Annotated in this window: 8 protein-coding genes; 7 read left to right on the top strand and 1 reads right to left on the bottom strand. The window is 72.5% G+C overall.

Going from position 1 to position 12,616, the window contains the following annotated elements:
* Positions 1-47 precede the first annotated feature (47 nt).
* The gene (locus RQM47_RS04725; RefSeq protein WP_314007633.1) at positions 48-2,207 is read right to left on the bottom strand and encodes a glycosyltransferase family 2 protein; all 2,160 of its coding nucleotides are present in this window, start codon (positions 2,205-2,207) and stop codon (positions 48-50) included.
* 256 nt (positions 2,208-2,463) lie between these two features.
* Here RQM47_RS04725 and RQM47_RS04720 point away from each other — a divergent pair, with 256 nt between their 5' ends.
* The 7 genes from RQM47_RS04720 to RQM47_RS04690 all read left to right on the top strand — a co-directional run bounded on the left by RQM47_RS04720 (position 2,464) and on the right by RQM47_RS04690 (position 12,570).
* Positions 2,464-3,822 (top strand): MATE family efflux transporter, encoded by a 1,359-nt coding sequence (locus tag RQM47_RS04720; RefSeq protein ID WP_314007630.1) that lies wholly within the window; start codon positions 2,464-2,466, stop codon positions 3,820-3,822.
* A 232-nt stretch (positions 3,823-4,054) separates the two neighbouring features.
* Complete coding sequence (locus RQM47_RS04715) at positions 4,055-4,726, top strand: cytochrome c3 family protein (protein ID WP_311662687.1); 672 nt, start codon at positions 4,055-4,057, stop codon at positions 4,724-4,726.
* Positions 4,727-4,803: 77 nt separating this feature from the next.
* On the top strand, positions 4,804-8,028 hold the full coding sequence (locus RQM47_RS04710) for a 4Fe-4S dicluster domain-containing protein (RefSeq protein WP_314007627.1): 3,225 nt from the start codon (positions 4,804-4,806) through the stop codon (positions 8,026-8,028).
* Positions 8,029-8,122: 94 nt separating this feature from the next.
* Complete coding sequence (gene nrfD, locus RQM47_RS04705; RefSeq protein WP_311662685.1) at positions 8,123-9,703, top strand: NrfD/PsrC family molybdoenzyme membrane anchor subunit; 1,581 nt, start codon at positions 8,123-8,125, stop codon at positions 9,701-9,703.
* A gap of 16 nt (positions 9,704-9,719) precedes the next feature.
* Positions 9,720-10,400: a DUF3341 domain-containing protein gene (locus RQM47_RS04700; RefSeq protein ID WP_311662684.1), complete on the top strand. Its 681-nt coding sequence runs from the start codon at positions 9,720-9,722 to the stop codon at positions 10,398-10,400.
* A 63-nt stretch (positions 10,401-10,463) separates the two neighbouring features.
* A complete protein-coding gene (locus RQM47_RS04695; protein ID WP_311662683.1) occupies positions 10,464-11,114 on the top strand; it encodes a cytochrome c in 651 nt (216 codons plus the stop codon).
* A gap of 31 nt (positions 11,115-11,145) precedes the next feature.
* Positions 11,146-12,570, top strand: coding sequence for a hypothetical protein (locus RQM47_RS04690; protein ID WP_311662682.1), 1,425 nt, complete (start codon positions 11,146-11,148; stop codon positions 12,568-12,570).
* Positions 12,571-12,616: the final 46 nt, after the last annotated feature.

The raw sequence follows: 12,616 nt of genomic DNA, 5'->3' as shown, positions 1-12,616 counted from the left end.
CACCCCGCCCCAAGCCCCCACCCCGCCCTCAGCGTGGGCGGGGCGGCCTACCCGTGGAGCAGCGCCCGGAGCAGGATCTCGGCGTCCAGCCACGGCGACTGCCGCTGGGCGTAGAACCAGTAGGCCCGGTGCGCCTCCGTGATCGTCGCCGGGCGCGGCCGGCGCGTGTCGAGCACCGACACGACGCCCGGCGGGAGCCCCCACGCCGGCGGCGGGTGCGGGCCGGCCGCGTCGTAGCCCACGAGCGCGCGGCGCCCGGCCAGCACCGACGGCATCCGCGCGGCGAACGCGGCCAGCCGACGCCACCGCGCCGTCGGGCGGAGCCGGGCCGTCGCGCGCAGGGCCGGCGCGGCGAGCGTGAACAGGGCCGCGACGGGGACCTCGAGCGCCCGGCGGCTCCACCCCGCCCGCAGCGGCGCCACCGCGCGCTCGGCTTCGAGGAGCGGGGCGGCGTAGTCCTCGACGTAGGCCTTCCCGATGATCCGGTCGTGGCCCGAGGCCAGGATCTTGAGCTGGACCGGCAGGTCGCGGAGCGCGCGCATCCCCTCCAGGATGGCCGTGTTCGTCAGGCTGTCGGCGGCGAACACGACCTCGTCGGCGTGCTGGAGGCGCGCGAGGTCGCGGAGCTGGCGCGGCCGGCCGACGTGGGGCACCGCCCCGCCCGCGGCGCTCGTACCGTCGCCGCCCGCCTCGGCGACGTAGCCGACGACTTCGGCCTCGGGGCGGAGCCGGCCGCCGAGGAGCCGACGGAGCCGCTCGGCCTCGGCCGCCGTGCCGACGACGAGCGCCCGCCGGGGCGGGGCGGTCCGGGTCCGCCGGCGGACCCGCCGCGCCAGGAGCAGGGCGGCCGCGGCCGGGAAGCCCAGCCCGAGCGCCGCGCGGCTGAACGCGATCGACGGGACGAAAAACGAGGCCGCCGCGACCGCCAGCGCCGCCAGCGCCGCGCCCACCGCGACCGGGCGGAGCGGCGGGCGCCCGCGCGGGTAGCCGCCGGCGAGCGCCACCCCGCCCACGAGCGCGAGCGCGTACGCCGGGAGCACGAGGCCGTAGAAGCCCGACCCGAACGCGAACCCGTCGGCCTGCGACCAGCCCCAGGCCGCGGCGGCGAGCGCCGCCCACGCGAGGGCGCCGTCGGCGGCCGGACCCGCCAGACCGCGCCCCAGCCGGCCCAGCGCCGCCACGGCCGCCCGGCCTACGATCCCCACGCGGAGCGCGAGCGCGAGCGCCCCCGTCCCCGCCCGTTCGGCCCACCCCGCCCCGCCCCCGACGTGCTTCTCGACGAACCGGAGCATGGCCCCGTAGAACAGAACCACGTAGCGGAGGTCGCCCCGCTTCGTGCTCTCGCCCTTGTAGTGGACGATCTGCGTCTCCGGCGTGTAGTAGATCCGCCACCCCGCCCGCTGGATCCGGTAGCACCAGTCGAGGTCCTCGCCGTACATGAAGAAGGCCTCGTCGAGGAGCCCCGCTCCGCGGGGGGAGGGATGGAGGGACGGAGGCATGGGAGGATGAGCAGAACCGTGCGGGGCGGACTTTTCTGCCCATCCCTCCTCATCCCTCTCCATCCCGTGTCCCTCCCCCCCGCCCCACATCGCCTCGCGGCGGACCATCATGCACGAGCCGCTGAGGGCGTCGACCTCGCAGACCTCGTCCGCCGGGAGGTGCGTGAGGTTGTAGCGGCCGAACCGGGGGCTCTGGGGGAACAGCCGGGCCAGCCCGGCGATCCGGTAGAACGCGACGGCCGGCGTGGGGAAGGCGCGGCGGCTCTCGGGCGCGAACGTGCCGTCGGGGTTGAGGATGCGGCACCCGACGGCGCCCGCGTCGGGGTGCCCGTCCATAAAGGCGACGAGCGTGCGGAGCGTGTCCTCCTGAAGGATCGTGTCCGGGTTGAGGACGAGGGCGTAGCGGCCGGCCGCCTCGCGGAGCGCCTGGTTGTTGGCGACCGCGAACCCAACGTTCTCCTCGTTCGCGATCAGGCGGACGTCCGGGAACCGCTCGCGCACCATCTCGGCCGACCCGTCCGCCGAGTCGTTGTCGACCACGAACGTCTCGACCGCCAGGCCGGCGCTGGCCCGCTCGACCGACCGGAGCGCCTGGTCCAGAAACCCCCGCACGTTGTACGTCACGATCACCACCGAGACGTCGACCACGGCCGCCCCCGGTCCGGGGCCGAGCGCGGGCGGGGCGGAGGAGAGGGACAGCGAGGACATGCCGAAAAAAGATAGCCGGCCGCCCCGCCCCGGGGCGACGGGCGGCGTGCAAATCGGCGCCCCCGCCCCGCCCTGCCTCCACGGGTGAAGACCCGGCGCGGACCGAGCGCGGGCGGGGCGGCCGGTAGCTTCGCGGCTTAGCAGGGGACGTGGGCCGGTCGTCCCCGCTCCGTCCGCGCGGCCGGCTCCGGGGGCGGGGCGGCTGGGAGCGCTGGTGGCGCCTCTGCTCGTCCCCCGCTTCCCCCTCCCCCCTCTGATGTCCCGCCCCGCCCTGGGCCGCGAGGTCCGCGCCACGCTCGCACTCGCCGTCCCCATCGTGCTCGTCCAGCTCGCGCAGATGTCGATGAGCTTTATCGACGTCGTGATGGTGGGCCGGCTGGGGACCGAGGCGCTGGCGGCCGTCGTGCTCGCGTCGACGACCTACGTCACGGCCTCGCTCGTGTGCGTGGGCGTGCTTGTGGCCGTGCAGCCGACGGTCGCGCAGGCGGTCGGGGCCGGCGACGACGCCGCGGCGGCGCGCGGCGCGCGCCAGGGGCTGTGGCTGGCGACGATCCTGGGCGTCCCGTTCGCGATCGGGCTCGGGTTCGTCGAGCCCGTCCTGGTGTGGACCGGCCAGGACCCCGACACGTCGGCGCTGGCCGGCGCGTACCTCCGCGCGATCCGCTGGGGGTTCGTGCCCAACCTGTGGTTCACGGCGCTCCGCGGGCTCGCCGAGGGCGACGGCCGGCCCCGCGCAGTCCTCGGCGTGACGCTGCTGGGCGTGGCCGTGAACGTGCCGCTCAACTACGCGCTCATGTTCGGCGCCCTGGGCCTCCCCGCCCTCGGCCTCGTCGGCACCGGGTGGGGCTCGGCCGTCTCGACGACGGTCATGACCGCGGCGCTCGCCGTCTACGTCCGGCGCGGGCCGCTCGCCCGGTTCGGGGTGCTCGCCGACTTCCGCCGGCCGGACGTGGGCGCCCTGCGCGAGCTGTTCGCGCTGGGCTGGCCCATCGGCGTCGGGTTCGGGATGGAGTCCGGCCTGTTCACGGCGGCCACGCTCCTCGTCGGGCGCCTCCCCGACCCCGAGACGGCGCTCGCCGCGCACCAGGTGGCGCTCAACGCGGCGAGCGTCGCGTTCATGGTCCCGCTCGGGATCGGGATGGCCGGGGGCATCCGCGTGGGCCAGGCGGTCGGGGCCGGCGACGAGCGCGCGGCGGCTCGGGCGGGGTGGACCTCGGCGGGCCTGGGCGCAGCGTTCATGGCGTGCTCGGCGCTCCTGTTCTGGCTCCGCCCCGACCTCGTCGTCGCCGTCTACGCCGGCCCGTCGCCGGACCCGGTCGTGGCGGCGCTCGCGGCGTCGCTGCTGAGCGTGGCCGCCGTGTTCCAGCTGTTCGACGGCGTGCAGGCCGCCGTCGCCGGCGCGCTCCGCGGGCTCAAGGACACGCGCGTGCCCATGCTCATCTCGGCCGGCGCCTACTGGGGCGTCGGGCTGACCACGGGCGTCGTGCTGGGCGTGGGGGCGGGGTGGGGCGCGCGCGGGCTGTGGTGGGGGCTCACGCTGGGGCTGGCCGCGGCGGCCGTCGCGCTCTCGGCCCGGTTCGCGCGGCTCACGCGCGTCCGCCCCGCCCTCGCCTAGGCCGCCCCGCCCTCGCCCCAGGACGGGGGCGGGGCGGGGAGATTCCTGATTCCGTCCGGCCCCAGAGTGTTTAGGCGTCCTCCCGATGCGCTGACACTCCGGCATCTGCACCTTGACCGCCCGGCCCCTCCGGCGGCCCATTCGAGCTATCTTCGCTGGCCCCCCGAGGGGGCCGGTCTACCTTCGAAAACGGCCCCTCCCGCCCCTCGGAGGACTCCCCACCCCGCGGCCCATGCCCCAGCTTTTCCCGCGCAAGGCCAACGCGCTGCCCACGCTGTCCCTGTTCGGGGCGTTCGGCGGCGGCGTCCTGGTCATCGCGCTCGCCTGGTACTACCTCTCGCCCGAGTTCTACGAGGTCGGGTACATGCCGGAGCAGCCGGTCCCCTACAGCCACGCGCTCCACGCGGGTCAGCTCGGGATGGACTGCCGGTACTGCCACAACCACGTCGAGCAGAGCCCGCACGCGAACGTGCCGTCGACGCAGACGTGCATGAACTGCCACGGCGTCGTGCAGACGCAGTCGGAGAAGCTGCTCCCGGTCCGCGAGAGCTGGGCGACCGGCGTCCCGGTCCAGTGGGTCAAGGTCCACCACCTCCCGGACTACGCCCAGTTTAGCCACGCGGCCCACGTCAACGTCGGCGTCGGGTGCGAGTCGTGCCACGGGCGGATCGACCAGATGGTCGTGGTCTACCAGGCCGAGCCGCTCTCGATGGGGTGGTGCCTCGAGTGCCACCGGGCGCCCGAGGAGCACCTCCGCGACCCGGAGTTGGTCACGACCATGGGCTACGCCGAGGAGGTCCGCGAGAGCGACGAGCGCTACGCCGAGTACGTCCAGACGAACCTGGCCCGGATCGAGCGCGAGGGGATCAAGCCGCCCCAGAACTGCTCGGCCTGCCACTACTAGGAGGTTGCAGGTGGGCAGGCGACGGGGGCTACGCGCCCTCACCTGCTACCTGACCATCCGATACCCGACACTCGCACATGATTGAGCTCGACGTCCTGAGCGCCGCCGACCAGGCAGCCGACCGCGACGCCCAGGCCATGCAGGGCCGCCCCGCCCCGTGGCGCAGCCTCTCCGGCAAGGACGGGTCGCAGGACCCGTCCGTCGTCCGCGACGAGTTCCTGGACCCGGCCGGCGACGGCCACGAGGGGACCAGCCGGCGGACGTTCCTCCAGGTCATGGGCGCGAGCGCCGCGCTGGCCGGGCTCTCCGGCTGCCGCCGGCCGGTCGAGGCCATCGTCCCCTACGTGCGGAAGCCCGAGGAGGTCATTCCGGGCGTACCGCAGTACTACGCGACGGCCATGCCGCTCGGCGGCGTGGGCCGCCCGCTCGTCGTCCAGAGCCACGAGGGCCGCCCGACCAAGGCCGAGGGCAACCCGGAGCACCCGCTCGTGCAGGGCGCGACCGACATCTTCGCGCAGGCGTCCGTCCTCCAGCTCTACGACCCCGACCGCAGCCGCCACGTGTGGACGCGCGGCGCGGGCGGGGTGGGCGCGCGCGGCACGTGGGACGCGTTCGTCGGCCAGGCGAACCGGCTCCTCGCGCAGCGCGGGACGGCCCGGCTCGCCGTCCTCGCCGCGCCCAGCGCGTCGCCGACGCAGGACGCGCTCCGCGACCAGCTGCTCCAGACCTACCCCGGCGCCCGGTGGGTCACGCTCGGGCCGCACCTCGACGACGCGCAGGCGCTCGGGACGCAGTCCGCGCTCGGCCAGCCGGCCCGCCCGCTCTACCGCTTTGCGGACGCGGACGTGATCGTCACGTTCGACGCCGACTTCCTGGCGTCCGAGGACCCGAACACGGTCTGGAACAACCGCCAGTACGCCGCCAGCCGCCGCGTCGACGAGCGCGGCACGATGTCGCGGATGTACGCCGTCGAGTCGACGATGACGATGACGGGCGGGATGGCCGACCACCGCCAAGCCGTCAAGGCGGGCACCGTCCCCTTCGTGGCCGCCGCCGTCGCCGAGGCGCTCGGCGTGCCGGCCGGCGCCCAGGTCCTGATCGAGGACGAGCTGGCCCCGTTCGTGGCCGCCATCGCGTCCGACGTGCAGGCCGCCGGCGGCCGCGCCGCGTTCGTGGCCGGGCCGACCGCCCCGCCCGAGCTCCACGCGCTCGTGGCCGTCCTCAACGGGCGGTTCGGGGGCGGGGTGGTCGAGTACCTCGCGACGGGCGAGGGGCCGGTCCAGCCGGTCGGCCCAGAGCTCGCGGGCCTCGTCCGCGACATGGGCGCCGGGCGCGTCGACGCGCTCGTCATGCTGGGCACGAACCCGGTCTACCACCTCCCCGCCGAGCTCCGCTTCGAGGAGGCGCTCGCGGCCGTCCCGTTCTCGGTCCACACCGGCTTCTACCGCGACGAGTCGGCGCAGCGCGCGACGTGGCACGTCCCGGCCGCCCACTACCTGGAGTCGTGGGGCGACGCCCGCGCCTACGACGGGACGCTCTCGGTCGTGCAGCCGCTGATCACCCCGCTCTACGACGACGCGCACTCGGACCTCGAGGTCCTAAACCTGCTCGCGACCGGCCGCAACGTCGCCGGCTACGACCTTCTGCGGTCGTCGCTCCGGGGCCGCCTCGGCGGCGACTTCGAGACGGCTTGGCGCACGGCGCTCCACGACGGGTTCGTCGAGGGCACGGGCTTCCCGTCGCTCGGATCTGGGGGCGGGGCGGCCAGCTTGGCCGACCTCGACGTGCCCGACCCCGCCGCGATCGAGCTCGTCGTTCGCCTCAGCCCGACGCTCTACGACGGCCAGTTCTCGAACGTGGCCTGGATGCAGGAGGCGCCGCACCCGGTCACGAAGGTGACGTGGGACCCGGTGGCGCTCGTGAGCCCGGCGACGGCGCTCGCCAACGGCTGGACGGTCGAGGAGGACAAGGGCAAGGCCTACGCGACCGTCATCGGCATCGAGGCCCCGAACGGGGCCGTCGCGACGGTGCCCGTCTGGGTCCAGCCCGGCCACCCGGACAACTCGATCACGGTCCCCATGGGGTACGGCCGCGAGATCGACTCGCCGCGCGTGATCCGCGACCGCGGCCTCATCGAGCGGCTCTTCAACGTCCAGGCCGACATCTACTACCCCGGCCCGGTCTCGTCGTACGTCGGCGGCGACCTCGACGGCGGGGCGATCTCGACGCGCATCGAGCGGCTCCGCCCGCTGGGCGGGGCGGTCGTGCCCTCGGTCGGGGCGGCGGCCGTCGCCGAGGACTACCTCCTCGCGTCGACGCAGGACCACGGCTCGATGGAGGGCCGCCACATCGTCCGCATGGCGACGCTGGAGGAGTACGAGGCGGACCCCGTGTTTGCCCGCGACGAGGACCACTTTGTCGAGGGCGCGCCGTGGGAGAACTTCCCGCCGGCCTGGGGCGCCGAGAACTCGGCATCCGAGGACCCCCGCATCGGCGACTGGCTCTACTCGGAGAACCAGTGGGGCATGGTCATCGACCTCAACGCCTGCACCGGGTGCAACGCGTGCGTCGTCGCCTGCCAGGCCGAGAACAACGTGCCAGTCGTGGGCAAGGAGCAGGTCGCGATCGGCCGCGAGATGCACTGGCTCCGGCTCGACCGCTACTACGTCGGCGACGAAACGGACCCGGGTATGGTCCAGCAGCCGATGATGTGCGTCCACTGCGAGAACGCGCCCTGCGAGCAGGTCTGCCCCGTCAACGCGACGGCCCACTCGCCGGACGGGCTCAACGAGATGACGTACAACCGCTGCATCGGCACGCGGTACTGCGCCAACAACTGCCCGTACAAGGTCCGCCGGTACAACTTCTACAACTGGACGAAGCACCTGCCGACGACGGTCCAGATGCAGTCCAACCCGTACGTCACGGTCCGCTACCGCGGCGTGATGGAGAAGTGCACGTTCTGCGTCCAGCGCATCCGCCAGACGCAGCAGTACGCGCACATCGAGAACCGACCGCTCCGCGACGGCGAGGTCCTCACGGCGTGCCAGCAGGTGTGTCCGGCCGACGCCATCGTCTTCGGCGACCTCAAGGACCCGGGCAGCCTCGTCAACCAGCAGAAGCTGAACAAGCGCAACTACGCGGTCCTCGCCGAGCTCGCCGTCAAGCCCCGGCTGACGTACCTCGCCCGGCTCCGCAACCCGCACCCCGACCTCGCCACGCCGTTCGACACGGCCCACGGCGAGCACACGGACGACGGCGAGACGCACGCCGCCGCCGGCGTCGCGGCCCCCGCCGCCTAGACCGCCCCGCCCCCACCGACGAGAAGGAGAGACGGGGAGAAGAAGGACCCGACCGCCTCTTCCCCCTCTTTCCCGCCCCGCCCTCTCCTCCCCTATGGCCACCGTCACCTCCAAGAACGCGTACGGCCGCTCCGGCGGCGACGGCGCCCCGGTCTACGCCGACGGGACCCCGAAGACGCTGGCCGACGCCCCGCTCGTCCGCGGCAACCTCTCGTTCCACGACGTGACCGAGATGGTCTCGGTGCACACCGAGAAAAAGACGCCGCTCGGGTGGTGGATCGCGTTCGGCGCCGCCCTCACCGGCCTCGCCATCTTCGCGGTCGCCGTGGCCTACCAGGTCTGGAACGGGCCGGGCGTGTGGGGGCTCACGAACCCGGTCTTCTGGGGCTGGGCCATCGTCAACTTCGTGTGGTGGGTCGGCATCGGCCACGCCGGGACGCTCATCTCGGCCGTGCTCTTCCTGTTCCGCCAGCGCTGGCGGACGTCGATCAACCGGGCGGCCGAGGCGATGACGCTCTTCGCCGTCGCGTGTGCGCTCACGTTCCCCACGTTCCACGTGGGCCGGGTGTGGGTCATCTACTACACGCTCCCGATCCCGAACCAGATGGCCATGTGGCCGCAGTTCAAGAGCCCGCTGCTCTGGGACGTGTTCGCGGTCTCGATCTACGGGACGGTCTCGCTCCTGTTCTGGTACGTCGGCCTCATCCCCGACCTCGCGACCATCCGCGACCGCGCGGCCCGGGCCGGCAAGATGGTCCGCGCCCGCATCCTCGGCTTCTTTAGCCTCGGGTGGACCGGCTCGAACCGCTCGTGGCGCCACTACGAGCGGGCCTACCTCCTCCTGGCCGGGCTCGCCACCCCGCTCGTGCTCTCGGTCCACTCGGTCGTGTCGTTCGACTTCGCCGTCTCGATCGTCCCGGGCTGGCACACCACGATCTTCCCGCCCTACTTCGTCGCCGGCGCCATCTTCTCCGGCTTCGCGATGGTGGTCACGCTGATGGTCGTCGCGCGGAGCGTGTTCGACATCAAGAACCTGATCACGATCGATCACCTGGAGAAGATGAACATCATCATCCTGGTGACGGGGACGGTGGTCGGGTTCGCCTACATCACGGAGTTCTTTATCGCCTGGTACAGCCAGGTCGAGTACGAGCAGTTCGCGTTTGCCAACCGCGCGTTCGGGCCGTACGCCTGGGCGTACTGGACGATGATGGCGTGCAACCTCATCTTCCCCCAGGTCTTCTGGGTCAAGAAGTTCCGCCGGTCGATCCCGATCATGTTCGCGATCTCGATCACGACCAACATCGGCATGTGGTTCGAGCGGTTCGTGATCACCGTCACGTCGCTCCACCGCGACTTCCTGCCGTCGTCGTGGGACTACTACAGCCCGACGATCTGGGACATCCTGATGTACGTGGGGACGTTCGGACTCTTCTTCACGCTGTTCCTCCTCTTCCTCCGGTTCGTGCCCATGGTGGCCATCGCCGAGGTGAAGGGCGTGATGCCGCAGGCCGACCCCCACTTCTACCACCACGCGGGCGACGGCCACGCCGACGCGCACGAGCTCGCCCCGTACCAGGTCGACGCGAACGCCCAGGGCGCCGCGACGGCCGCTCCCGACTCCGACGCCGACGGCGTCCCCGACGACGTGGCCCACGACCGCGACCCGTCCTAGCGCCCGCCCCGCCCCCATGCGCCTGCCGATCCCGAACGCCATCGCGGCCCGCCTCGAAGAGCGGTCGAACCAGCACGTCGGCCTGCTCGCCGAGTTTCCCGACCCCGGCGCCCTCTACGACGCCGTCAAGGGGCTCCGCGAGCGGGGCTACACCCGGCTCGACACGTTCAGCCCGTTCCCCATCCACGGGATGGACCGGGCGATGGGGCTGCCGGTCTCCAAGATCGGGTACCTCGTCTTTTTCGGCGGCATCACCGGAGCCTTCCTCGGATGGCTCCTCCAGTGGTGGACGAGCGAGGTCGACTACCCGATCAACATCTCGAACAAGCCGCTCTACGCCTTTGAGGCGTCGGTCCCCATCATCTTCGAGCTGACGATTCTGTTCTCGGCGCTGACGGCCGTCGGCGCGATGCTCGCGCTGAACGGGCTGCCCCGCCCCTACGACCCGCTGTTCTACTCGGACCGCTTCGGCCGGGCCACCGACGACGGGTTCTTCCTCCACGTCGCCGCCGCCGACGGCACCTTCGCCCAGGACCGGACGACGGACGACCTCCTCGGGCTCGGCGCCACGGCCGTCGAGTACGTCGACCATGACGGCGCCACGCTCGTGGGCGGGGCGGACCTGGCGGCGCCCGCCCCCAACGCGGACCGTGCGCCGGTCCCCGTCACCCCGCCCCACACGACGGGCGACCTGTAGGGGCGGGGTGGCCCGCACCGGCCGCCCCCACCCCGCCCTCGCCCCCCTGCCCCGGTTTTTCCGATGACCCCGCGCCTCAGCCTGCTCGTGCTCGCCGCCGCCGCCCTCGCGGGCTGCCGCGGGATGACGAGCGACGCCCCGCCCATCCACCCGAACCTCAACATGGACTACACCCAGAGGTTCGAGGCGCAGGAGCCCAGCCAGTTCTTCCTCGACGGCGCGGCCATGCGCCCGCCCGTCGCCGGGACGGTCGCGCGCGGCGAGCTGCGGACCGACGCGAACGCGCCGTTCTACTACGGCCGCAACGCCGACGGCTCCTACGTCGAGGAGATCCCCGTGCCCGTGACGCCGTCGCTCCTCGAGCGCGGCCAGGAGCGGTACGACATCTACTGCACGCCGTGCCACGGGCTCGCCGGCGACGGCCGCGGCATCGTCGCCGTCGGCAACGGCGGGCTGGGCTACGGGTTCGCTGTGCCGTCGTACCACACCGAGGCGCTCCGCGAGCGGCCCGACGGGTACCTCTACGACGTGATCCAGAACGGCATCAACACGATGCCCAGCTACGGCCACGAGCTCCCCCCCGCCGACCGCTGGGCCATCGTCGCCTACATCCGCGCCCTCCAGCGGAGTCAGGCCGCGACCGCCGGCGACGTGCCCGTCACCGAGCGCGAGCGGTTGGAGACGGCCAACCCGAACATCCGGCTCTCGAACTAGACCGCCCCGCCCCCGCGACGGCTCCGACCCCATGGCGAACGCCCTGACCCGCTTCCTCTTCGACCCGGTCGACGCCCCGGCCGACCGCGTGCCGCCCCGGCACCGCTTTACCGGCGGCCAGCTGTCGTGGATCGCCCCGCTCGCCGTGGGCGTGGTCGGCGTGGTCATCTTCCTGGTGCTCCTGCTCGGCGACCCGTCGCGGGCGCTCTTCTCCTACCTCGTCGCGTGGACGTTCTGCGTCTCGATCGCGCTGGGGTCGCTGTTCTTCGTGATGATCCAGCACATCACGAAGGCCCGGTGGTCGACGACCATCCGGCGCATCCCCGAGGCGCTCTCGGCCAACTTCCCGCTCCTCGCGCTGGCCGGCATCCCGGTCCTCCTGGGCAGCCACGATCTGTTCCACTGGACGCACGCCGAACTGTACGACCCGGCGAGCCCGTACTACGACGCGCTCATCGCGGGGAAGAAGGCGTACCTGAACATGCCGTTCTTCCTCGTCCGCTACGTCCTGTACTTCGTGGCGTGGACGTGGCTCGGGCACCGGCTCTACGCGATCTCGGTCGGCAACGACACTGACCCCGACGCGGACCGGACGCTCGAGCTCCGCAAGGTGAGCGCCTACGGCATCCCGCTCGCTGCCGTCACGACGGCGTTCGCCGGGTTCGACTTCCTCATGTCGACCGACCCCCACTGGTTCTCGACCATGTTCGGGATCTACTTCTGGGCCGGCGGCTGGCTCGGCGCGCTCTGCCTCATCACGTTCCTGGCCCTCTGGTTCAAGAAGATGGGGATGCTCCCCGAGGTGACCGTCGAGCACCTCCAGGACATGGGTAAGTTCATGTTCGCGTTCGTCGTGTTCTGGACGTACATCGCCTTTAGCCAGTACATGCTGTACTGGTACGCCAACATCCCGGAGGAGACCGTGTGGTTCCTCAAGCGGCTGTCGTTCGGGTGGGGGACGGTCGCGTGGTCGCTCGTCATCTTCAACTTTATCCTCCCCTTCCTGATCCTGCTCCCGCGTATCACCAAGCGGATCGCGCCGGTCCTGGCCGTCATGGCCGTCTGGCTCCTGGTCATGCACTGGGTCGACTTGTGGTGGGTCGCGATGCCGGCGATGGAGGCCGAGTACGAGGAGGTGGCCGCCACCCCGCCCGCGATGGACGAGGGCGGGGCGGTCCAGCTCCTCCCGGCGCAGGCCGTGAGCGGGGTAAACGACCTCGACGGCGTGCTCGACCCGGACGCCGCAGACGCGGCCACGCCGGCCCGAGGCGAGACGCCGGACGACGTGATGGACCTTGACGTGATCCCACCGGCGATCCCCATCTTCGAGATGCTCGTGTGGCTCGGGCTGTTCGGGCTCTTCCTGGGCGTGACGATCCTCCGCCTGCAGCGCCACGCGCTCACGCCGTACAACGACCCCTACTTCGCCGAGTCCCTGCGGTTCGAGAACGTGTAGCTCCGCGGTCTGTCGCGGGGCGGGGCGCAACGCTCAAACAGCGGCG

The sequence above is a fragment of the Rubrivirga sp. S365 genome (assembly GCF_032248475.1).
In the GTDB taxonomy this organism is placed as follows: Bacteria; Bacteroidota; Rhodothermia; order Rhodothermales; family Rubricoccaceae; genus Rubrivirga; species Rubrivirga litoralis.
This window is presented reverse-complemented; position numbering and strand designations above follow the sequence as displayed.